Annotated in this window: 19 protein-coding genes; 6 read left to right on the top strand and 13 right to left on the bottom strand. The window is 58.0% G+C overall.

All coding sequences use genetic code 11. From position 1 onward, the window contains the following. Positions 1 to 125: 125 nt before the first annotated feature. The 5 genes from oppF to ACP15R_RS19550 all read right to left on the bottom strand — a co-directional run bounded on the left by oppF (position 126) and on the right by ACP15R_RS19550 (position 5778). Entirely contained in the window at positions 126 to 1133 is a 1008-nt protein-coding gene (oppF, locus tag ACP15R_RS19570) for a murein tripeptide/oligopeptide ABC transporter ATP binding protein OppF (protein WP_224868449.1), read from the bottom strand. Further along, the gene (oppD, locus tag ACP15R_RS19565; RefSeq protein ID WP_224868450.1) at positions 1133 to 2110 is read right to left on the bottom strand and encodes an oligopeptide ABC transporter ATP-binding protein OppD; all 978 of its coding nucleotides are present in this window, start codon (positions 2108 to 2110) and stop codon (positions 1133 to 1135) included. The genes oppF and oppD overlap by 1 nt, the downstream gene beginning before the upstream one ends. 11 nt (positions 2111 to 2121) lie before the next feature. Next, positions 2122 to 3030 carry an oligopeptide ABC transporter permease OppC gene (gene oppC, locus ACP15R_RS19560; RefSeq protein ID WP_222230618.1) on the bottom strand — a complete coding sequence of 303 codons (909 nt, stop codon included), beginning with the start codon at positions 3028 to 3030 and terminating at the stop codon, positions 2122 to 2124. A gap of 15 nt (positions 3031 to 3045) precedes the next feature. Next, positions 3046 to 3969 (bottom strand): oligopeptide ABC transporter permease OppB, encoded by a 924-nt coding sequence (gene oppB / locus ACP15R_RS19555; RefSeq protein ID WP_224868451.1) that lies wholly within the window; start codon positions 3967 to 3969, stop codon positions 3046 to 3048. Between the two features lie 132 nt (positions 3970 to 4101). Continuing rightward, entirely contained in the window at positions 4102 to 5778 is a 1677-nt protein-coding gene (locus tag ACP15R_RS19550; protein WP_224868452.1) for a peptide ABC transporter substrate-binding protein, read from the bottom strand. Positions 5779 to 6195: 417 nt separating this feature from the next. Between ACP15R_RS19550 and ACP15R_RS19545 the strand changes: the two genes are divergently transcribed. Then, positions 6196 to 6699 (top strand): YHS domain-containing (seleno)protein, encoded by a 504-nt coding sequence (locus tag ACP15R_RS19545; RefSeq protein ID WP_224868453.1) that lies wholly within the window; start codon positions 6196 to 6198, stop codon positions 6697 to 6699. A gap of 105 nt (positions 6700 to 6804) precedes the next feature. Here the strand turns inward: ACP15R_RS19545 and ACP15R_RS19540 are convergent, their stop codons facing one another. The 4 genes from ACP15R_RS19540 to ACP15R_RS19525 all read right to left on the bottom strand — a co-directional run bounded on the left by ACP15R_RS19540 (position 6805) and on the right by ACP15R_RS19525 (position 9732). Next, a complete protein-coding gene (locus ACP15R_RS19540) occupies positions 6805 to 7053 on the bottom strand; it encodes a DUF6482 family protein (protein WP_224868454.1) in 249 nt (82 codons plus the stop codon). A gap of 159 nt (positions 7054 to 7212) precedes the next feature. Further along, a complete protein-coding gene (nhaA, locus tag ACP15R_RS19535; protein ID WP_224868455.1) occupies positions 7213 to 8448 on the bottom strand; it encodes a Na+/H+ antiporter NhaA in 1236 nt (411 codons plus the stop codon). Positions 8449 to 8556: 108 nt separating this feature from the next. Next, positions 8557 to 9498: a sodium-dependent bicarbonate transport family permease gene (locus ACP15R_RS19530; protein ID WP_224868456.1), complete on the bottom strand. Its 942-nt coding sequence runs from the start codon at positions 9496 to 9498 to the stop codon at positions 8557 to 8559. Then, on the bottom strand, positions 9499 to 9732 hold the full coding sequence (locus ACP15R_RS19525; protein ID WP_224868457.1) for a hypothetical protein: 234 nt from the start codon (positions 9730 to 9732) through the stop codon (positions 9499 to 9501). Between the two features lie 158 nt (positions 9733 to 9890). Between ACP15R_RS19525 and ACP15R_RS19520 the strand changes: the two genes are divergently transcribed. The 4 genes from ACP15R_RS19520 to ACP15R_RS19505 all read left to right on the top strand — a co-directional run bounded on the left by ACP15R_RS19520 (position 9891) and on the right by ACP15R_RS19505 (position 15919). Then, positions 9891 to 10826: a LysR family transcriptional regulator gene (locus ACP15R_RS19520; protein WP_224868458.1), complete on the top strand. Its 936-nt coding sequence runs from the start codon at positions 9891 to 9893 to the stop codon at positions 10824 to 10826. Positions 10827 to 10950: 124 nt separating this feature from the next. Beyond that, the gene (locus ACP15R_RS19515) at positions 10951 to 12696 is read left to right on the top strand and encodes a phytoene desaturase family protein (RefSeq protein ID WP_224868459.1); all 1746 of its coding nucleotides are present in this window, start codon (positions 10951 to 10953) and stop codon (positions 12694 to 12696) included. Between the two features lie 164 nt (positions 12697 to 12860). After that, positions 12861 to 13466, top strand: coding sequence for a hypothetical protein (locus tag ACP15R_RS19510; protein WP_224868460.1), 606 nt, complete (start codon positions 12861 to 12863; stop codon positions 13464 to 13466). Then, a complete protein-coding gene (locus ACP15R_RS19505; protein WP_224868461.1) occupies positions 13466 to 15919 on the top strand; it encodes a hypothetical protein in 2454 nt (817 codons plus the stop codon). The genes ACP15R_RS19510 and ACP15R_RS19505 overlap by 1 nt, the downstream gene beginning before the upstream one ends. 242 nt (positions 15920 to 16161) lie before the next feature. On the opposite strand, the gene ACP15R_RS19500 is transcribed toward ACP15R_RS19505, so the two are convergent. The 4 genes from ACP15R_RS19500 to ACP15R_RS19485 form a co-directional block, all read right to left on the bottom strand. After that, positions 16162 to 17265: an NADH:flavin oxidoreductase gene (locus ACP15R_RS19500; RefSeq protein WP_224868462.1), complete on the bottom strand. Its 1104-nt coding sequence runs from the start codon at positions 17263 to 17265 to the stop codon at positions 16162 to 16164. Positions 17266 to 17316: 51 nt separating this feature from the next. Next, entirely contained in the window at positions 17317 to 18060 is a 744-nt protein-coding gene (locus ACP15R_RS19495; RefSeq protein WP_222231341.1) for an SDR family NAD(P)-dependent oxidoreductase, read from the bottom strand. Positions 18061 to 18090: 30 nt separating this feature from the next. Further along, on the bottom strand, positions 18091 to 19764 hold the full coding sequence (locus ACP15R_RS19490) for a sulfatase-like hydrolase/transferase (protein ID WP_224868463.1): 1674 nt from the start codon (positions 19762 to 19764) through the stop codon (positions 18091 to 18093). A 75-nt stretch (positions 19765 to 19839) separates the two neighbouring features. Further along, positions 19840 to 20436 carry a hypothetical protein gene (locus tag ACP15R_RS19485; protein ID WP_224868464.1) on the bottom strand — a complete coding sequence of 199 codons (597 nt, stop codon included), beginning with the start codon at positions 20434 to 20436 and terminating at the stop codon, positions 19840 to 19842. 171 nt (positions 20437 to 20607) lie between these two features. Here ACP15R_RS19485 and ACP15R_RS19480 point away from each other — a divergent pair, with 171 nt between their 5' ends. Further along, positions 20608 to 21612, top strand: a complete 1005-nt coding sequence (locus ACP15R_RS19480) for an NADP-dependent oxidoreductase (protein WP_224868465.1) — start codon at positions 20608 to 20610, stop codon at positions 21610 to 21612. Positions 21613 to 21614 lie beyond the last annotated feature (2 nt).

Raw genomic sequence — 21614 nt, 5'->3', positions numbered from 1 at the left:
ATAGAAAAAAGCCCGGACACATTAATGTTCGGGCTTTTTTATAGCTGGCCTAGCTACTCTGCAGTTTATTGGTGCGCAAGTTTACCCAGCCATTTTTACAGGCATGGCTCCAGCTAATTTTTGAATCAGCCGGCCTGCAAAGCATCCAGGCGCAAACAGGCACTCTGGTGCTCTGCGCTGCCACTCAGTGCCGGCACCTGTTCGGCACAGACTGCATCGGCATGGGGGCAGCGCGTGCGGAACACACAGCCACTGGGCGGGTTGATAGGGGATGGCAACTCGCCTTCCAGCAGCTGGATATCTTTGCCCTTCTCGACCTCCGGGTCCGGAATCGGCACCGCCGACATCAGGGCCTGGGTGTACGGGTGCTGGGGATCGGCGAACAGCGCGTCCGCAGTACCCACTTCCACGGCATTACCCAGGTACATCACCACCACGCGGTCGGAGATGTGTTTTACCACCGACAGGTCGTGGGCGATAAAGATCAACGACAGGTTCATCTCCCGCTGTAACTGCTTCAGCAGATTGACCACCTGCGCCTGAATAGAAACGTCCAGCGCGGATACCGGCTCATCACAGATGATCAGCTTCGGCTCCAGGATCAGCGCGCGGGCAATGCCGATACGCTGGCACTGGCCGCCGGAGAATTCGTGGGGGTAGCGGTTGACCAGATTGGGCAGTAGGCCCACCTTCATCATCATCGCTTGTACGCGGTCGCTGACTTCCTGTTTGGGGATATCCGGGCGCAGGGTGCGCAGGGGTTCGGCAATAATGTCGCCGATGGTCATACGCGGGTTCAGGGAGGCCAGTGGATCCTGGAAGATCATCTGGATATCCGAGCGGGTCGCGCGCAGCGCCTTGTCGTCCAGCTCGGTGAGGTCCTGTCCCAGCCACAGCACGTTGCCGTCGGTGGCCTTGATCAGGCCGATGATTGCCCGTGCCAGGGTGGACTTGCCGCAGCCGGATTCACCCACCACGCCCAGGGTTTCACCCGCATACAGTTGCAGGTCTACACCATTCACCGCTTTCAGGTTGGCTGGTTTAGTCCAGGGCCAGGCATTTTCTTTCTTGATCTGGAAATGCACTTTCAGGTCCTGCACATCCAGCAGCAATTCTTTTTCTGCAACAGTCATTAGCTGGCCTCCAGAATCTGATTGGCATCTGCATGGCAGGCACGCAGGCGTTCGGCATCAAAATTGTGCAGTGCCGGCGCCTCCTGGCGGCAGCGGTCCTGCACCCAGTGGCAGCGTTCCTGGAACGGGCAGCCGGCAGGGAGGCTTAACAGGTTAGGTGGGTTGCCGGGAATGGTCGGCAGTTCCTCGCCGACGCTGTCCAGCCGTGGAATGGCTTTGAGTAGGCCTTCGCTATAGGGGTGGGTCGGGCGATAAAAAATATCGTCCGCGCTGCCGTATTCCATGGTGCGGCCGGCGTACATCACCAGTACCTTGTCGCAAGCGCCGGCAACAACGCCCAAGTCATGGGTGATCATGATAATGGCGGTGTTGAAGTCGCGCTTCAGTTCGTTCAGCAGCGCCAGGATCTGCGCCTGTACGGTAACGTCCAGAGCCGTGGTGGGCTCGTCGGCAATCAGCAGTTCCGGGCTGCACAGCAGCGCCATCGCAATCATCACGCGCTGGCGCATACCACCGGAGAATTCGTGTGGGTACATGTTGAGGCGCTTTTGCGCTTCAGGAATTTTTACCGCATCCAGCATGCGCACTGCTTCCGCGAGCGCTTCTTTCTTGCTCATGCCCTTGTGCTTCACCAGCACCTCGGCCAGCTGATTCCCCACTTTCATATAGGGGTTCAGGGAGGTCATTGGGTCCTGGAAAATCATCGCGATTTTTTCTGCGCGAATCTTGTTGAGTTCGCGCTCCGGTAAGCCGAGGATTTCCTGCCCCTTGAACTTGGCGCTGCCGCTAACGATGCCATTCTTGGCCAGCAAACCCATCATGGAAAACACGGTCTGGGTTTTACCCGAGCCGGACTCGCCAACAATGCCCAGGGTTTCACCGGCGTTCAGGGAAAAGTTCAGGTTGTTGACGGCGGTTACCGCCCCTTCCGGCGTGGTGAATTCCACGCGCAGGTCTTTCACATTCAATAAAGTCATGGCGCAGCTCCTTAGCGATCTTTCGGGTCCAGCGCATCGCGCAGGCCGTCGCCGATAAAGTTAAAACAGAACAGGGTGGTGACCATAAATACGGCCGGCACAATCAATTGCCACAGGGCAATTTCCATGGTCTGCGCGCCTTCGTTCAACAGCGAGCCCCAGGAGGTCATCGGCTCCTGTACACCCAGGCCGAGGAAGCTGAGGAAAGATTCAAACAGGATCATCTGCGGGACCAGCAGAGTTGCATACACCGCAACAATGCCGAGCACGTTGGGCACGATGTGTCGGGTGATCATCGCCCACTTGGAAACACCGTACACGGTGGCCGCTTCGACAAATTCCTTGCCCTTGATGCTCAGGGTCTGCCCGCGCACGATACGCGCCATATCCAGCCAGCTCACTGCACCAATGGCGATAAAGATCAGCAGGATGTTGCGACCGAAGAATGTCACCAGCAGGATGACGAAGAACATAAACGGGAAGGAGTAAAGGATTTCCAGGGTGCGCATCATCACGCGGTCGGTACGGCCGCCAACAAAACCGGCAGTGGCGCCGTACAGGGTGCCGATCAATACCGCCACCAGTGCACCCATTACGCCGACCATCAGCGAGATACGCCCGCCCATGGCGGTGCGCACAAACAAGTCGCGACCGAGGGAGTCGGTACCGAAGAAATGGCCACTGGCCACCGACGGTGCCGCGTGCATTGCACCCCAGTCCACCTCGTCAAACGCGAATTGGCTGAGCATTGGCCCGGCAAAAACAAACAGGGTGATAAACCCGAGGATCACCAGGCTGGTGAGCGCGGCACGGTTATTGAAAAAACGACGGCGGGCGTCGTCCCACAAGCTGCGGCCCTTGACCTCCAGCTGTTCGGAAAAGTTTTCGACCGCTTCTTTATTGGCTGTTGTGGATAACATCTCGTAAGCCTCTGGTTATGCGTAGCGGATTTTGGGGTCGACCACCGCGTACAAAATGTCGACGATGGCATTAAAGGTAATGGTCAGGGCGCCAACCAGAATGGTCAGCCCGAGCACCATGGAGTAATCGCGGTTCAGGGCGCCGTTTACAAACAGCTGGCCGATACCGGGTAAACCGAAAATGGTTTCGATCACTACCGAGCCGGTAATAATTCCCACCAGCGCCGGGCCGAGGTAGGAAAGTACCGGTAGGATTGCCGGACGCAAGGCGTGGCGTACGATGATGTAGGGGGTGGACAGGCCCTTGGACTTGGCGGTGCGAATAAAGTTGGCGTTCAGCACCTCGATCATGCTGCCGCGCATAATTCGCGAGATGGAGGCGATGTAGTACAGGGACATACCGATCACAGGCAAGACCACATAAGGTGTCGCGCCGTTATGCCAGCCGCCCGCGGGTAACCAGTCGAGCCCGATGGCGAAAATCAGCACAAGTAGCGGTGCCAGTACAAAACTGGGGATCACCACCCCGGCCATGGCGCCGGTCATGATGGTGTAGTCGAGCCAGGTATTCTGGCGCAGGGCGGCGATGGTGCCGAAGGTAACCCCGAAGGTCACCGCCACGATAAACGCCAGCAGGCCGATTTTCAGGGAAACCGGAAAGGCCTGCGCAACCAGCTCGTTTACCGTGAAGTCCTTGTATTTAAATGAGGGCCCCAGGTCGCCCTGCAGCAGGCCACCGAGGTAACTGAAATATTGTTCGTGCACCGGTTTGTCGAAACCGTACTTGGCTTCGATATTTGCCATCACTTCTGGGGTCATGGCAATTTCGGCGGAGAAGGGATTTCCCGGCGCAAAGCGCATCAGGAAAAAAGAGACGGTAATCAGAATAAACAGCGTGGGAATGGCTTCCAGCACGCGCTTGGCGATAAATCTCAACATAAGCGTCTTCTGTTATAGCTTTAGTTTGGAACCTACTTGTTCTGAAGCGCTTCCATACCTCTTGGGAACTTTGGGTCCCCCTGGAATTGAAAAAGCCCGGGAACCACAACGGGTTCCCGGGCTTTGTATCAATTAGTGCTCGATGATCCACATGTCCTTGGAGTAGTAGTTATCCAGTGGGTCCGGCGCGTAGCCTCCAACGTGCCGTTTAACCATATGCTGGGTAACGTACTGATAGATGGGTGCGATTGGCATATCTTCGGCAAGGATCTCTTCCGCCTGTGCGTAGTATTCCGCACGCTTGTTGAGATCCAGTTCCTTGGCACTTTTCGCAAACAACTCATCGTACTTAGGATTGCTGTACTTTGAGTAATTACTGCCGCCGTCGGTCAGCAACAGTTTCAGCATGGTGGACGGCTCGTTGTAGTCGCCAATCCAGCCCGCGCGGGCAATATCAAAGTCGGTATTGGCGCGCGTGTCCAGATAGGTTTTCCACTCCTGGTTTTCCAAGGTGACATCCACATGGCCCAGAGTCTGCTTCCACATGGCGGTGATCGCTACCGCAACCTTTTTGTGGTTGTCGTTGGTGTTGTAGAGCACGCTGAACTTGAGCGGGTTTTGTGCGTTGTAGCCGGCTTCCGCGAGCAGCTCCTTGGCCTTGGCCACGCGTTCGGCCTGGGTCTTCTGACTCCACGAAGTGGCCGGCGCATCAAAGCCAGTTACGATACCCGGGGTCAGGTGGAATGATGGCTTCTCGCCACGGCCCATCACCTTGTTCGCCATGATTTCGCGGTCGATGGCATAGGCCAGTGCGCGGCGCACGCGAGAATCGTTGAACGGCGGCTGGGTGGTGTTGAATTCGTAATAGTAGGTGCCGATATAGGGTGCTGTTCGTACCTCATCAGCACGCTCTTTACGCAGACGATTGATATGTTCAATAGGCACTTCGAAAGTGAAATCAATCTCGCCGGCTTCATAGCGTTTCAGTTCCGCATTGGGAGAAGCAATCGGCAAGCTACGCACTTTTTCCAGCTTCACATTGTCAGCATCCCAGTAGTGTTCATTTTTTACATATTCGATGCGTTCATTCACCACCCACTCGGTCAGCCGGAAGGCGCCGTTGCCGACAAAGTTACCGACGCGGGTCCACTGGTCGCCGTATTGCTCAACGGTACCTTTGTGAACCGGCGAGGTGGAGGCGTGCACCAGCATGGAAACGAAGTAGGGAACCGGTGCTTCGAGAGAAACCTTGAAGGTATTTGCGTCTACCGCTTCTACACCGAGGTTTTCCGGTGGTTGCTTGCCATCGACAATATCCTGAGCATTTTTCACCTTACCGGCGGCTAGGTACCAGGCGTACTTGGACGCGGTTTTTGGATCCAGGATTCGTTGCCATGAATAGACAAAATCTTCCGCGGTGACAGGGTCACCATTCGACCACTTGGCGCTTTCGCGGATCTTGAAGAAGTAATGCTGGTTGTCGGTGGTCTCCCAGCTCTCGGCTACACCCGGGCGCACACCGCCGTCGGCAGATGCGATTACCAGAGTCTCCATCAGGTCGCGTAAGATAGCCGACTCGGGAGTGCCGGAGATCTTGTGGGGGTCGAGGGTCTCAGGTTCAGAACCGCCGCCGCGCACCAGAGTCTGGTCGGCTGCCAGCTTGGTTGGGTCCAGTTTGACCGCAGTTTGCTTGCTGGTTTCGGAGCTGGGGTCGGAGGGTGCGCCGCAACCGCCGAGTGCGAGCAGTGCCGCCAGAAGCGGGCCAATATGCCAGGTACGGCTGCGTTTCAGCTGAAGGTGGGGAAGCATTATTCTTTCCTCAACGGTTCCTGTAGGAACCTGTGCTTATTTTGTGACTTTGGTTTATCGATTTATTAGTTGGTCAGAATTTATACATCAGACCGTCGCAAAAAGTTCCGCGTTACCCACAGAAAATACCGGTCTTGTCATTCAATTGCTAGGTATAGCAAAAGGTGGCGACTCGCGCCGAGCGGATTTCGTGGGTTATACGTCCTCCTGCTACAAGGTGGGCAGAAGAATGGACGATTGTGATACTCCCAGTGGCGCAGCAAGCCTTCATGTCACCGCAACTTTCCGCGGGCACACCAACAAACCCGCGGTTACCCCCTACCCAGTGCCGGCTTTTCCCGTACACTCGAAGCGGGTGATCTAGTTACGTACCCAAAGCCTATAAAAATACTTTGAACACATACTCAAGGATGTTTTATGTTGCTACGTACCGCTCTCGCCGCACTATTAGGGTTCATTTCCACATTTGCGCTGGCCGAGGACAGCCAGCCCCAAGCGAGCCCTGTCCAATCAGCGGCTATCTCCGCCGACAAGAATGTCTATTCTCACTTCTTCCGTGATGCCCTCAAGGGCGCCGACGTTGTTGCCTATTACAGCCTTAAACCTGGTGAAAAAGCGGTAAAAGGCTCCGCCAGTATCACCTATGACTGGGGCGATGTGACCTGGCGCTTTGCCACACGAGAAAACCGCAATCTGTTCGCGGCAGACCCTGCAAAGTACGTGCCCGCTTACGGCGGTCACTGTGCCTACGCCATGTCCAAGGGTTTTGAGGCACCACCGCGCCCGGACAGCTGGGTCATCATCGATGGCAAGCTGTACCTGAACAACAATGCAAAATCGTTCGAGATCTGGGAAAGGGATACCGGAGGTAATATCAGCAAGGCCAACGAGAACTGGGTAGAAATCAACAGCGCAGAGTGAACTCGTTCAGCAAAAGCACGCAGCTAAGGCTCAGCCTCGTGCTTTTGCTGTAGGAAGATCGCTTATCCAGTGGTGTCCCTGCTATGGAGTGCGCGCTGCGGATGATTAGCTCCAGTGCAGCTGTACCCGGAGTGGACCCGTATCGTCCCCCAGTCCACACATTTCCTCGTAGGGTGTGCGTTGCTCCAGCCACACTTCATCGTATGCGCGGGGATTGAGGTAATCCTTGATTTCCTCGAGGCAATGGAACTGCTTGGGCCTTCTATTGCGGTCCTCCAGCGGGTGAACACCGTTCTCATCAATGGTGTTTACCAGATACGTCTGTCCTTCCAGCGAGATGATCTGCAGATTCATATTGCCTCCCTCGGCGGCTCAGTCGATATGGCGAGCTGCACTTACACAGTTAAAGCTTAATGTGGCGAGTCAGGCACAAACAGGTCGCTGCAATGGTCATTCCCTGCCGCTTGTTTATGCCTGACGTTGCGGTCCAGCAACCTCCTTAAGTTTGTACGATTACGCTTTGCCAGCGGATGATGCCTGGAAAATTCCGGCGCGCTGTTCGTTACGGCTGCTCCCTTCTTCCGAAGGTTTGCGGCAGGCGTAATAGAGCACCGCGATACCGGCAAACGCCGACAGGAAGGACCCGAGCAACACACCCACTTTTACATTTTCCTGGTAGGCCGGTGGGTACCCTTCAAACGCCAGGGTGCCGATAAACAGGCTCATGGTGAAGCCGACACCACACAGTAGCGCGACGCCGTATACATGGAGCCAGTTGGCGCCAGCGGGCAGGCGGGCGAGACCGCTCTTAACGGTCAGCCATGTGGTGGAAAAGATCCCCACCTGGTTACCGAAAAATAATCCGAGGGCGATGCCAAGGGTGACCGGGTTCAGCAAACGCTCGATGGAAAAACCGCTCAGGGAGACACCGGCATTGGCGAAGGCAAAAACCGGCAGGATCATTAACGTCACCCAGGGCAGCAACCCGTGCTCCATACGATGCAGCGGCACACGGGGCTTGGCGCGGTTGACCCGCAGCGGGATAAACCAGGCGGTAAGGAAGCCTGCGAGCGTCGCGTGCACACCGGATTTCAGCACCGCGATCCAGATGATGATGCCGATCAGTACATAGGGGGCGAGATTCGTAACACGCGCCCGGTTCAGCATAAACAGTGCCGCGAAACCTGCGGATGCGACGCCCAGTGACACCATGGACAGGTCGCTGCTGTAAAACAGCGCGATAATCAGGATGGCACCGATGTCATCAAAAATAGCGACGGACAGCAGAAACAGCTTCAGGCTGACCGGCAGGCGCTTGCCAAACAGGGTGAATACCCCGATGGCAAAGGCGATATCGGTTGCCGAGGGCACCGCCCAGCCGCGCATGGTTTCCGGGTTATCAAAATTAATTGCGGTATAGATGAGTGCCGGGAATGCCATGCCTGCAATGGCCGCGAGGCCGGGCAATATCACCTGATCCTTGGAAGAAAGGTGGCCTTCCAGCACTTCGCGCTTTATTTCCAGGCCTACCAGGAGAAAGAACAGCGCCATGAGTCCGTCGTTGACCCACAGCAACAGCGGTTTCTGGATCGCGAAGTCGCCAAAAATGACGGCAACGGTGGTGTTCAGCCCGTCGAAATAAAACCCCTGCAATGCGGAGTTCGCCAGCAGCATGGCGATGACGGCGGCGGATACCAGCAGTATCCCGCCGAATGATTCGTGTTCAATAAGTTTTCGTACAGCAGTCATTGCTGCGTGTCCTCCATGATCGCCCCGGGCGCACACACACGCTCGGGGCTCATCGCGTTATTTTTCCAGACAGAGGCGCGTTGATTCTGCGCGTTATTGTGTGATCGCTTACGCGAACAGCGTGTGTATATACGTTGCGAGCGAGAGATAGATTGGTATCCCGATCAATACGTTGAACGGGAAAGTGATCGCCAGCGATGCGGTCAGTGGCAGGCTCAGGTTCGCCTTTGGCAGGGCGACGCCCAGGGCTGCCGGCGCCGCGATATACGACGCACTGGCACCGAGCGTTGCCAGCAGCGCGACGCCACCGGTGGAGAAGTCCATGCTCACTGCGAGCAGACCACCGACGGTCGCGCCGATGAGCGGCATGACGATGGCAAAGCTGGTGAGGAAGGCACCGTTGCGCACCACCTCCGGGAAGTAGCGGGCCGCCTGGCAACCCATATACAGCAGGAACAGGGCCAGTGCGCCATGGAACGCGGTGGTAAACATCGACATGACCTTGGCACTACCCTCCACGCCAGCAAGCCAACCAATCAGCAGGCCGCCGAGCAACAATACGCAGCCCTGGTTTAGCAGCAGGGTGCGCCAGTTGAGTGCGGATGCCTCGGCGCCGCGGCGGGTGGCCAGGTAGATACCAAGAGCGATGGCCGGTACCTCAAGAAGCACCACGAACAGCGGGAAGTAGGCCTCGTATGCAATGCCACGGCTCTCCAGCAGTGCGACCGCGACGGCGAAGGTGCCGACGCTAACGGAGCCATAATGCGCAGCCGTTGCGGCGGCGTCCGTGCGGTCCCACTGCCCAAATTTGCGCAGGATGGGGTAGGCGATAAACGGCAGAATCAGGCCCAGCAGTAATACCACCAGTGCCTGGGGAATGAGCGTCGCACTGGCATGTTCACTCAAGGCAACGCCACCCTTCAGGCCAATTGCCAGCAGCAGGAACAGGGTCAGGCCCTGGTACAGTCCGCGGGGAAAGTCGATGCGGCCGCCAATCAGGGTGGCGGCCATACCGAACAGGAAGAAAGCGACAACAATATCGATGGCCATTTAGCGCGCACCTTCACTGGCCGTCGCGGCGCTGGAGAGATTGGGCAGTCGCGCCGGCAGTGCGCGGGCACGCTTGACCAGTGGGACAATTAGGTCGGCGAGGTTGAGCAGGCACAGGCCGACCCCGACCGCTGCCAGCGCCCACCCGGTAATACCGGCAGTGGCGAGTGCGGTGCCAAGTCCGAGGACCGTGGCGCCGCAGAAAAGACCAAACATCCGTTGCTGTTTTTGCATGTTGCTTACCCTTTAGTTGGTTGATTCACCCTGTGAGAGGTGTGTCTGATACTGAATTGGCGGTAAGTATGTGGGCTGTAATACATAAACAAAAATAGATATTATCTAATGTTTGATTAGATATTTATCTATACATCTGGACCGAGGGAATTGCTTCGATGAGTCGATTGCACGCTCGCGTGGGGACAATCCGCCAGCTGGAGATCCTGTGCGCACTCAAGGATCACGGCAGCGTAATGGCTGCCGCCAAAGCCCTGCACCTTACCCAGCCAACGGTATCCATGCAGTTACGTAAGCTGGCGGAAGCGGTGGAGATGCCGCTGTATTTCCAAGTCGGGCGGCAGATCCAGCTGACCGATGCGGGTCTCGCCGTGGTCGCCAGTGCGCGGGAAATCCTCTCGTGCTTTGAACGCCTGGATATGAACCTCACCAAGATGCGCGGGCTGACCGCCGGTACCTTGCGCATCGCCGTGGTCACCACCGCCAAGTACTTTATCCCGCACCTGATTGGCGATTTCTGCCAGCTGTATCCGGATATCAACGTGGAACTGAAGGTGGGCAACCGCGAGCAAATCTCCCAGCGTATGGCCGAGGGCATCGACGACTTCTGTGTGTTCAGTCATCCACCCAAGAAGACGGAATACCTGCTCACGGAATTCCTGCCCAACAACTTGGTGGCGATTGCCCCCCGCGGGCATGCGCTGAGCCAGGCCGGGCGTATACCACTGGAGGAATTCGCCCGCGCACCGGTACTGATGCGCGAGCAGGGCTCCGGCACCCGCTATGCCATCGAACGCCACATGGAAAAGCACAACTGCGATCTGAATATTCGCATGACCATTGAGAGCAATGAGGCCGTCAAGCATATGGTGATGTCGGGCATGGGCGTGTCGATTCTGTCTGAGCACGCCCTGAGCGTCGGTGATTCGTCCGGCCTGGTGGTGCTCGATGTGGAAGAGCTACCGATCAAAACCAACTGGTTTCTGGTGCGCTCGCGCAGCCGGCCAATTTCCCCGGTCGCAGAGGCGCTACTCGACTTCGTCAAGCAGGAGGACCGGCTCGCGCAGCTGACGACGATGCTGCCGCGGGGATGACCATTCGCATGTAATTGGCCAAGGAGGCTGATAGAAAGCAGCCATTGCAGCGGGGGGTGGCAATGACTAAGGTGGGGGACGAATAACTATAATCAGACAGAGGTCCACTGCCGTGGAAACAACTGTGGAACGCCAGAAAACCGAGACCCAAAAATCTGCCCCTGGGTCCAAATCCGAGCCGACATCCAAGTCCGCGCCCACGCCCAGCCGCTTGCGCATCGGCCGGCGCTATCGTCCCAGTCGCCTCGACGGCCCCTACGATGCCATCATTATTGGCTCCGGCATTGGTGGGCTGACCACCGGCACACTGCTGAGCGCGACCGGCAAAAAGGTGCTGGTACTGGAACAACATTACACCGCCGGCGGTATGACACACGCCTATGACCGCAACGGTTACGAATGGGACGTTGGGGTGCACTACATTGGCGATGTGGGCGACCGCCCCTCCATGAGTCGCCACCTCTACGATTTTCTCTCCGCCGGCGCCCTCAAGTGGGCACCGATGGATCCCGCCTACGACCGAATTATTCACGGCGACAAACGATCCGACCTGGTTGCCGGCCGCGAGGCGTTTATTCAGGAGCTGCTCAAGCGCTTCCCCAAGGAAGAAGACGCGCTGCGTGAATATCTCAAACGCCTGGCGGAAGCCAACCGCTTTATGCCGATGCTGGTAACGGAAAAGGTGCTGCCGCGCTGGTGCGGGCCAATGATGCGTGCGCTGCGCCGCTGGCGGTTACCCGATTACGTATTTAAAACCACCCGCGAGGTCTTGCTGGAACTCACCGACAACGAAGAGTTGATTGCGGTGCTGACTGGCCAGTGGGGTGACAACGGCATGCCGCCGTCTGAAAGCAGCTTTGTGATTCACGCAATGATTGCCCGTCATTACCTGCACGGTGCCTATTATCCGGTGGGGGGTTCCAGCCGAATTGCCGAAACGATTATTCCGCAAATCCAGTCCACCGGCGGCGAGGTGTTTACCTACGCAGAAGTGGAAACCATTCTGCTGGACGGCAACCGCGCCCGCGGCGTGCGCATGAAAGACGGTACCGAAATCGAAGCGTCCATCGTTATTTCCGGTGCCGGTGTATTCAATACCTTCGAACAACTGCTGCCGCACAGCGCGTCCGAGCGCGCCGGCTACGACCACGATCTTAAGTCGGTGGAGCCTTCCATGTCCCACCTGTGCCTGTATATCGGCCTGCAGCACACCGCCGAGGACTTGGGACTGCCAAAGACTAACTACTGGGTCTACAGCAGCGCAGAATACGATCGCGACGTAAAAGCCTTTGTGGAAGATATGGAAGCGGATTTCCCCCTCGCTTATATCTCATTCCCCTCGGCAAAAGACCCGGACTTCCTGCGCCGCTACCCCGGGCGCGCCACCATCGAAATCGTCACTCCGGCGCGCTACGAATGGTTCAAGCAGTGGGAAGGGGAGACCTGGGGCAAGCGCGGTGAAGAATACGAGGCGCTAAAAGAAAAATTCAGCCGACGCATGCTTGAGAAACTTTTCACCCACTTCCCACACCTGCGCGACAAGATCGACTACTACGAACTGTCCACACCGCTATCCACAAAACACTTCTGTGCGTACGGCACCGGCGAGATCTATGGCCTGCAACACGGGCCGTCGCGCTGGCAGCAGAGCTGGTTGCGACCAAAAACACGCATCAAAGGTTTGTATCTTACCGGGCAGGACATTGTTAGCTGTGGCGTTGGCGGCGCCATGTTTGGGGGTGTAATCACTGCCCAGAGTATCCTCGGCTTACGCCGCGGCTTGCCGTTGCTACGCAAGGTGTTTTCTGGGAAAAAAGGAACCTTCCCTAGTCCCGCCCTTTCTGTGAATGAAATCACAACAAAAATGTAAACTCGATTACCCGTAAGGTAACACACTGTCACATTCGCCCCGTTTTCCGGGGCGCGTCCACTCTTCCCTTCTCGCTTGTGGTTAATTAACCGGGTAACCGTACTACCGGACAAATTTTTTGTTCGGTTATTCCGATAAAAATAACCACCTTTCGGGGAACACTTATGCAAATAGGGAAACTCTTCTCGCGCATTTCCTGGTTGGCGGCGTTTGTCGCAGCGCTTGCGCTGTCGACCACTGCGCATGCCATGAAACTCAAAAACCAGAACCTCAAGGAGCTCGTCGTTGCATCCGACAGCATCCTTATGGGTAACGTCACCAAAGTAACCGACGGCTTCCAGGACGGTCTCCCGTTCACCGAAGTCACCATTCGCGTTGGTAGCGATGCAAAAAAGAAAGTTGCAGAAGACAGCGAATACACCTTTCGTCAGTTTGGTTTGCTGAAGCCGCGCTCCATGGGTAATGGCAAGGTCTACCTCGGTGTTACCCCGGAAGGTTTCGCCAAGTGGAATGAAGGTGAGCAGGTTGTTGCCTTCATGTACAAAAAAGCGGGCGTGACCGGTTTCCAGACCACCGCGGGTATGGCGCAGGGTAAATTCGTAATTACCGAAGACAAAGCGGCGAACGCGTTCAACAACTTTGGCCTGTTCAATGATATGGACACCGTGGGCATGACCGCAGAAGAGCAGAACATGCTTACCAATCCGGGTGCTGTCAGCTCCGCTGTATTTATGGGTTACGTTGGCAAACTGGTAGAGGAGACGAAGTAATGAAATTGAAAAAACTGAATCTCGCTATCGGTCTCGCGGTTGTTGCGGCAGGCGCTCAGGCCGGTGGCCCGCTCTACATTCACGAACCGACCATGCAGCCGTACAAGTGGGATACCAGCAAAGGTGATATCCCCGTATACACCGACGGCGGTCCGATGACGCCGACCAAAGATGGCGGCGAAGCCCAGGCCTTTACCGTGGACTATGACGGTACCGTGTTCCTGAGTATCGACCAGGCCAATGCGATTACCGCAAAAGCCGTTGCCGAATGGTCCAATGTAGAAACGTCCACCCTGCGCATGAGTATCCAGGGCACCATTGAAGAACAGACCGGTATTGCCGACGTTAACGAAACCAATGTCGGCCAGATTTACGCTACAGAAAATGGTTACGGTTTCTGGGTGAACTACGACACCGACGGACAAATTCTCGAGCAGTATTTCGGTGTGCCGAAAAGTGCCGTACTGGGTATCGCATTCCCGGAATGGGCCGACGAAGAGACCGGTGAAATTACCGAAGCCACCGCGCTGATGAACGGCTGGTTTGTGGATGTGAACGATACCAATGGCGAAATGGTCGCGGGCGTGTTCACCCACGAATTTGGCCACGCGATTAATATGTCGCACTCGCAGGCTAACGGACACTTTAGCTACATGGCTGCCGGTTATCGTCCTTACTACGATGGTGTTCCTGGCTGTAGCAACGTCAACCAGTACACCGGTTGGCCGAAGCCGGCCGCTGACACCATCGAAACCATGTTCCCGTTCATTAACGTGCGCGGCGAACAGGGTCGCCAGCAGGCGATGATCAGTGTGCGCGACGACATCGTAAATATTTCGGACCTGTATCCAACCGATGCCTACAAAACGCAGTACGGCTCCATCACCGGTACCCTGTACCTGAAGGACGGTTCCACCGAGTACTCGGGCATCAACATGGTAGCGCGTAACCTCGATGACCCGATGTACGACGTGATTACCCAGCAGTCTGGTAACCAGACCCAGGGCCTGGTTGGTCCGGATGGCAAGTTCACCATCAACGGTCTGCAGCCGGGTGCGCGCTACGTACTGTATACCGACACCATCAAGGCGGGCGGCTACCCCACGCGTCAGACTGCGATCGTTTCCGAAGCCGAATACTGGAACGAAGGTGAGAGCAGCAACCCAGCGCACGATGCTGCCTGTGATGTGACGCCGATCGTACTGCAGGCCGGTGAATCCAAGCAGGTCGAAATGTACTTCAACGGCTATGAAGATGGTATCCAGTACACACCACTAGTCGAAGCGTTCGTCACCGATATGGCCAAAAACGGCCAGCGCTCGCTGGGTACCGTGGGTGGCGGAATTCCGTTTATCTACGACGCGGTACAGGAAAGCTTCGAGCTGCATCCCGAAGTGAGCCTGCGCTCCAGCGGCGGCCAGATGAACAAGAACGCCACCAAGGCGGCGGTGACCGCGGACCTGGACGGTAACGGCATTAAAAACCCAGCAATCTGGGATCTTTCCAGCCACAAACTCACGCCTATGCAGGACCTGACCGGTGACAGCTGTGGCGGCGGTAGCAGCGCTGGTGTGCAGAGCGCCACGGTGTGGGATATGGACGACACCGGCGACACAATTGTTGGCCTGGCCTACAAAGATGTCGATGCGGATGGCTCCTGTCAGCGCAGTGGTGTGGGCGAGATTGTTCCGGTGAAGTGGAACAAGCACGGTGAAATCGAAGAACTTTCTTACGATCTGCCTGGCTACGTGCAGTGGGTACGTGCCGACCGCATTTCCGGTTCCGGCCACGTCATCACCGGCTCCAGCACCTACAAGCAGGTTGCCTGGATCGATGGCCAGTTCCGCGATCTGTTCACCGAGTTTGGCGCTCGCAACTCAACCGCCATGAACCACGACGGTAGCGTTGTTGCACTGGATACCGACACCGGCGTCAAGCTGTGGAATACCAAGACCGACGCGCTGGAAGATATTGGTGGCCTGACCTGGTGTGAGGATATGGACTACAACCATTTCTTCCTCGGCAACCTGTGTACCAACCCACGTTTCGGGCCTGAGTTTGTACAGAGCGTCTTTGGTCCGATCCGCGTGATGCCCACCGATATGAACGAAGACGGTACCGTGCTGGTTGGCCGTGCTGGCTCCTTCTTCACCGGCTTTATTGGCGCGGTGTACCTGAAGGACGTTGGCTGGATCAATACCCGTGACTTCTTCAACAAGCAGGGTGTGGTGGAAGCTTCCCAGTGGCCGGCGGATAACCCGCTCGCGCTGAGCGGCAAGGGTGACCAGATGATGGCTAACCTGGCTGGTGCGACCATCACCTTCGCTGTGGATATGGAAACTGCTTTTGTGTGTGACGGTGGTGAAGATCGCGAAGTGAAGTTCCCCAATCAGCTGATTGCTGAAATAAAGGACGGCGCAGAGTTTGGTCGCTGCGCGCATCTAAACGACTAAGTTTCAGCTAACTTCCAAATAAAAAAAGCCCGCCGAATGGCGGGCTGAATTTGTTTGGCATGGAATCAAGCTGAAACATGTGTACGGATGTACAATTTTTATATGCTGCAGCAGTCTCAAGATTCTGTGGCTGGGCGGGCGATAGCAATGTAGTTTTTTGTCGATTGCGTCGAGCTCGCCGGTAGAGGGCCCTGCTGTTGTCAGGGCCCTCTTTCTTTCGGGTATTCGTTTACCCTGCAGCCTCAGGTCAGGCGGCCGAGTGATTCGCCGTTAAAAGACTGCAATTCGTCGAGACGCCCATCGCGGACTTTGTTGGCCCACTGTGGGTCCTGCAGCAGGGCGCGGCCTACGGCCACCAGATCGAACTCGCCGCGCTCGAGTCGCGTCAGCAAATCGTCGATGGCGCGGGTCTCGGAAGACTGCCCGGCAAAGGCACCAAAGAAATCCCCATCCAGGCTCACCGAGCCCACGGTCACGGTGGGCTTGCCGGTGAGTTCTTTGGTCCAGCCGGCCAGGTTGAGGTCCGACCCTTCAAATTCCGGTTCCCAGTAGCGGCGCTGGGAGCAGTGGAACAGGTCCACGCCCGCATCCGCCAGTGGTGCGAGAAAATCGTGCAGCTCCTGCGGCGTTTGTGCCAGGCGCGCGGTGTAGTCCTGCTGCTTCCATTGAGAGTAACGCAGCATGATGGGGAAGTCTGGGCCGGTGGCCGCGCGCACCGCCTTGATGATTTCCACCGCAAACTGCCCGCGCTTGGCCATGCTGCCGCCCCAGGCATCGCTGCGCTGGTTGGTGCCTTCCCAGAAGAACTGGTCGATGAGGTAGCCGTGTGCACCGTGGAGCTCGACGCCGTCAAATCCCAGCTTCTGCGCGTCGGCAGCCGCCTCGGCAAAGGCCTCGATCACGCGCTCGATGTGCGCGGTGGTCATGGGCTCGGCAATTTGCTTGCCCGGTTTTAGCAGCCCTGACGGGCCGGCGCTCGGCAGCTCCGGGTTGGCCGACTTGCGCGCGTCCCGCGCGGTGCCCACATGCCACAGCTGCGGGAAAATTTTGCCAGCGGCAGCGTGCACATCCTCCACCACTTTTTTCCAGCCGGCGAGCGCGGCTTCACCGTGAAATTCCGGCACGCGCTGGCTGAGGCTGGCGACCGGGTCGTTGACCGTGGTGCCCTCGGTAATGATCAGTCCGGTGCCGCCTTCGGCGCGGCGGCGGTAGTAGCCGGCCACATCGTCACCGGGTATGCCGCCCGGGGAAAAATCACGGGTCATCGGCGCCATTGCCACACGGTTTTGCAGGGTCAGGCTCTTCACACTGAAGGGGGTAAACAGGGGGTTGCTCCGTTCGCTCATGGTTATTACTTCTCTGGGGATCTACTAATTTGGGGTAAGCGCCGTGCCGGATTAGAGGCACTGGCCGTCGTCGAGTGCCAGTACCTGGCCGGTTAAAAATTCCTGGTCCGGTTCGCACAGGTACAGGATGGCCTTGTCCAGATCGGAGGGCTTGCCCACACGGCGGCGCGGCATAAACGCGGTTACCGCCTGGCCGGCGGGGCTGTCAAAGTATTCGGCATTGAGTTCGGTGCGGATATAGCCCGGTGCCAGTGCGTTTACGCAAATGCCCTTGTTGATCCACTCGCGGGCAAATTGCTGGGTCAGGCGGGCGATGGCGGCCTTGGTGGTGCCGTACACGGTATGTCCCGGCATTGCCTTGCGGTCAGAGACGGAGCCCACATTCACAATGCGGCCCTGGATGCCATTGGCGATCCAGCGGCGGGCGAATTCGGTACAGAGGAAATACGGGGCCTTGAGGTTCAGGTCCACTACGAAATCGAAATCTTCCGGGGTCATGTCTACGGCTTTCTTGCTCACCGAGCTGCCGGCGTTGTTGACCAGGCAGGTGATGGGGCCGACGACGGCCTCCGCCTTGTCGATGGCACCGGCGAGGGCGCCCAGGTCGGTGACATCCAGTTCCAGCGGATAGGCCTTGCCGCCGGCCGCTTCAATTTCTGCACACAGGGTTTGCAGTTGCTCCAGGCGCCGCGCGGCGGCAACCACGGTATAGCCGTTGGCGGCCAGAGTGCGGCAGAACTGTGCGCCGAGGCCGGAGGAGCCTCCGGTCACCAGTACGGTTTTGTTGTTACTCATGGTCAAGCTTCCAAATTTTCCAGTGCGTGTTTAGTTGGGCCAGTACAGGTAGGTGTCACCGGCCTCGGTAACTTCGTTGGTGGTCTTGTCGATCAGGATTGGCGCTTGCAATGCGCTGGGCCATGCCGGCGGTACCTGTTCGGCGTTGTGTGCCGCAAGTAGCGCCTCCAGTTCGGCGACTTTCTCCGGCTGTTCCGCGCTCAGGTCACGCTGCTCGGTGGGGTCGGCCGCGAGGTGGAACAGGAACTTCTGCGGGCCGGCACCGGGCTTGTCCGGTTGCGCGGCGCGGATTAGTTTCCAGCCCTCGGAAAGCACGCTCTGCTGGTGGCCCTGGCGCCAGAACAGTGGGCGCTGCAGGTTTGCGTCGACCTCGCCGCGCATGGTCGGCAGCAGGTCGATGCCGTCGAGCTTGCGGTCGTCGGGTACCGGAGCGCCTGCGGCGGCGGCGATGGTTTGGAACAGGTCAATGTGATGTGCCGGTTCGGTGACGGTGCCGCCCGCGGGAATTTGTGCCGGCCAGCGCATCAGGAAGGGTACATGGGTCCCGCCCTCGAAGTGCGACAGCTTCCAGCCGCGATAGGGCTTGTTCAGGTCCGGCAGGCCAAGGTAGCCGGCGCCGCCGTTGTCGCTGGAAAAAATTACCAGGGTGTTGTCGCTGAGGCCGTGCTTTTCCAGTGCGGCGTTGATCTTGGCTACGCTGCGATCGAGGGCGCGGATCATCCCCGCGTAGACCCGCAGGCGGTGATCCTTGATGTGAGACAGCGCTTCGTAATCCGCGCGCGACGCCTGCAGCGGGTTGTGCACGCCCCAGTGGGCCAGGTACAGGAAGAAGGGCTGGTTGCGGTTGGCTTCGATCACCTTGACCGCCTCGCGGGTGTAGTAATCGGTGAGGTAGCCTTCCGGGGCAAAGGGCTCGCTGCCGTTGAACTGTGCTGCGTAGGTGCCGGTCGCCCAGATCATATTGTCGATACCATCGCCGTGCACCCGCGCATTCACCACCTCTGGGTGGTCGGCGGGCTGGTACAAGGTGCCTTTCATATACAGGCTATCGTCAAAGCCCTGTTCTTCCGGGCGCATGCCGTTACCGGTGCCCAGGTGCCACTTGCCGATATGGGCGGTGTAGTAGCCCTGTTGCTTGAGCGCCTCGGCGATGGTGACTTCCTCTGCCGGCATCCCCAGCTCTTCCATGGGTGGCAGCGAGGCGGTTACGTCCAGGTCCACCAGCACCGGTGGATCGCTCGGCTCCAGATCTTCCATCCATTGGAAAATCCGCGGTCCCAGCTTGAAGATCGGGGTGTACTCGAAACCGAAGCGGCTGGAGTAGCGCCCGGTCATCAGGCTGGCGCGGGAGGGTGCGCAGATGGCGTTGGCGGCATAGCCGTTGGTGAACTGGGTGCCCGCGGCCGCGAGGCTGTCGATGGAGGGCGTCTGCAGGCTGCCATCAGCGGCGCCGCCATTGGTGAGGGAGATGTCATTGAAGCCCAGGTCGTCGGCGAGAATCAGGATGATGTTGGGCGGTCGCTCTGCCGGTGACTGTGTGGCCACCTCTGGCCCCTGCTGCCAGTTCACCGGCTGGTTGGGGGCAACGGGGGTGCGCAGCTCGGTGAGTTTGGGGGCCGCCCACAGCAGCAGGTCGAGTCGATTCTGCCAGCCGACATAGCCGGCGGCCACGAGCAGGGCAAGGGTAATGGCGAGTTTCTTCATGGGCGGTCCGTGGTCGTTTTTTTGTTCTGTATTTCGGTTTTGTGCTTTCTCGGGCGGGCGCCTTCAGGCCCAGAATTAAAGTGCGTTGATGTAGAGCGCGATCGTGGCCAACAGGGCAATCAGCAGTGGTACCAGAACGCGCGGGCCACCGGCCAGTGACCAGGGCGCCGCGGGAAAGGCGATGGTGCGGGCCAGCGCGTCGAGCTTGAGCCCGTGATGCTCGCTACCGAGGGTCTCGAGCATCACCTCTGCAAAGTCCGTGCGGCTGCGGTAGCGCACCAGAAAGGCCACGCCCCAATCCCGCTCCGGGGCCACATTGACACTTTCGATCTTGCCGGAGGCAGCGGTAGCCATTGCTACCGGGTGGCCGGCGCGCCGGAGCAGGCGCCCCAGGAAAATCTTCGAGTATGCGGTCAGCTTTTTGCGGGATTCTGCGCGCGGCTGCTTGAGTTCCAGCAGGTTGACCATCACAAAATCTTTGCCGTCGTCCCGCTCCAGAAACTGCAAAATATTGGACCGCTGGAACGCGGGTATGTCCGTTTTTTCCATGGCTAATTTAAGGCGCTCGCGCAATTCCGGCGCTACGCGCTTGCCAAAGCCCACATACCAGTAATGGAACAGGCCATAAGTGAGCAGTGCGCCGCCAATAATCCAGACTGCATGTGAACCCATACTCAACCCCTGTGCAATATGCCGGCGGGAATGCCTGCTAATCTGTTCGATTCGGTCAATCTATTGAATTGACACTAATTATGACAATAGGGGAAACTGGCCTCACAAGTCAATGCAAAGTCGGCGCGGGCCCACACCCGCCAGCCGCAACCCGGACAAGAGGCATTTCCAATGAATGAGCAGGTAACACAGGTGCGATTCGCCAAGCCCGCCACCGGCCTACCAACGGCGGAAACCTGGGCGTTCAGTCACGACCCGCTGCCCGAGCCAAAGGAAGGCGAGGTCTCGATCCGGCTCCACTATCTATCCATCGATCCGGCCATGAAAGGCTGGATTACCAACAAGCGCAGCTATATCGAATCGGTACCGCAGGGTGAGGTGATGCGCGGCTTCGGGGTCGGTGAGGTAATCGCTTCGCGCACGGACTATTTCCAGGTTGGGGATTTCTGTACCGGCTTTACCGGTATCCAGACCCACGCCACCCTGGATGGCAGGACACTGCGCAAAGTCGACCCGCAACTGGCGCCGCTGAGCCGCTATATGGGCGGCCTGGGGATGACCGGCTTTACCGGCTATTTTGGCCTGCTGGATATTGGCAAGCCGCAAGCGGGCGAGACGGTGGTCGTGTCGTCTGCAGCCGGCGCGGTTGGCCATGTGGTGTGCCAGATTGCACGTCTCAAGGGTTGCCGTGTGGTGGGTGTTGCCGGCGGGCCGGACAAGTGCCGCTATCTACGCGAGGAGTTGGAGCTGGACGCGGTGATCGATTATCGCGCGGGCAGTCTCGGCGCGGCCCTGAGCGCGGCCGCTCCCGACGGTATCGACGTCTACTTTGACGGTGTGGGTGGCGAAACCCTGGATGCGGTGCTCGCGCGTATTAACCGGCATGCACGCATTGTGTTGTGCGGTGCGGTATCCCAGTACGGGCAGCTGGAAAATATGGTGGGGCCGGGCAATTACATGCAGCTGATCGCTCAGAGCGGATTGATGCAGGGTTTCACCATGCGCGATTATCTCAAGCAAATGCCTGCGGCGTTTGTGGAGCTGCTGACCTGGGAGAAGCAGGGAAAGCTCAAGTTCCGTGAGCATATTGTCGAGGGTATCGAGCAGTTCCCACAGGCGGTGGACATGCTCTACCGCGGTGAAAACCACGGCAAGCTGATGCTGAAGCTGGTGTGACA

The sequence above is a fragment of the Microbulbifer sp. S227A genome (genome assembly GCF_049800935.1).
The sequence above is the reverse complement of the archived record's forward strand: the minus strand, read 5'-3'. Positions and strand labels throughout refer to the sequence as shown.

Excerpts from the sequence above, each read along its gene's own strand:
- oppD (WP_224868450.1), bottom strand. The coding sequence starts at position 2,110 with ATGACTTTATTGAATGTGAAAGACCTGCGCGTGGAATTCACCACGCCG.
- ACP15R_RS19500 (WP_224868462.1), bottom strand. The coding sequence starts at position 17,265 with ATGAGCGAACGGAGCAACCCCCTGTTTACCCCCTTCAGTGTGAAGAGC.
- oppF (WP_224868449.1), bottom strand. The coding sequence starts at position 1,133 with ATGACTGTTGCAGAAAAAGAATTGCTGCTGGATGTGCAGGACCTGAAA.
- ACP15R_RS19530 (WP_224868456.1), bottom strand. The coding sequence starts at position 9,498 with ATGGCCATCGATATTGTTGTCGCTTTCTTCCTGTTCGGTATGGCCGCC.
- ACP15R_RS19495 (WP_222231341.1), bottom strand. The coding sequence starts at position 18,060 with ATGAGTAACAACAAAACCGTACTGGTGACCGGAGGCTCCTCCGGCCTC.
- oppC (WP_222230618.1), bottom strand. The coding sequence starts at position 3,030 with ATGTTATCCACAACAGCCAATAAAGAAGCGGTCGAAAACTTTTCCGAA.
- ACP15R_RS19540 (WP_224868454.1), bottom strand. The coding sequence starts at position 7,053 with ATGAATCTGCAGATCATCTCGCTGGAAGGACAGACGTATCTGGTAAAC.
- ACP15R_RS19545 (WP_224868453.1), top strand. The coding sequence starts at position 6,196 with ATGTTGCTACGTACCGCTCTCGCCGCACTATTAGGGTTCATTTCCACA.
- ACP15R_RS19490 (WP_224868463.1), bottom strand. The coding sequence starts at position 19,764 with ATGAAGAAACTCGCCATTACCCTTGCCCTGCTCGTGGCCGCCGGCTAT.
- ACP15R_RS19480 (WP_224868465.1), top strand. The coding sequence starts at position 20,608 with ATGAATGAGCAGGTAACACAGGTGCGATTCGCCAAGCCCGCCACCGGC.
- ACP15R_RS19485 (WP_224868464.1), bottom strand. The coding sequence starts at position 20,436 with ATGGGTTCACATGCAGTCTGGATTATTGGCGGCGCACTGCTCACTTAT.
- oppB (WP_224868451.1), bottom strand. The coding sequence starts at position 3,969 with ATGTTGAGATTTATCGCCAAGCGCGTGCTGGAAGCCATTCCCACGCTG.
- ACP15R_RS19510 (WP_224868460.1), top strand. The coding sequence starts at position 12,861 with ATGCAAATAGGGAAACTCTTCTCGCGCATTTCCTGGTTGGCGGCGTTT.
- ACP15R_RS19505 (WP_224868461.1), top strand. The coding sequence starts at position 13,466 with ATGAAATTGAAAAAACTGAATCTCGCTATCGGTCTCGCGGTTGTTGCG.
- ACP15R_RS19550 (WP_224868452.1), bottom strand. The coding sequence starts at position 5,778 with ATGCTTCCCCACCTTCAGCTGAAACGCAGCCGTACCTGGCATATTGGC.
- ACP15R_RS19525 (WP_224868457.1), bottom strand. The coding sequence starts at position 9,732 with ATGCAAAAACAGCAACGGATGTTTGGTCTTTTCTGCGGCGCCACGGTC.
- nhaA (WP_224868455.1), bottom strand. The coding sequence starts at position 8,448 with ATGACTGCTGTACGAAAACTTATTGAACACGAATCATTCGGCGGGATA.
- ACP15R_RS19520 (WP_224868458.1), top strand. The coding sequence starts at position 9,891 with ATGAGTCGATTGCACGCTCGCGTGGGGACAATCCGCCAGCTGGAGATC.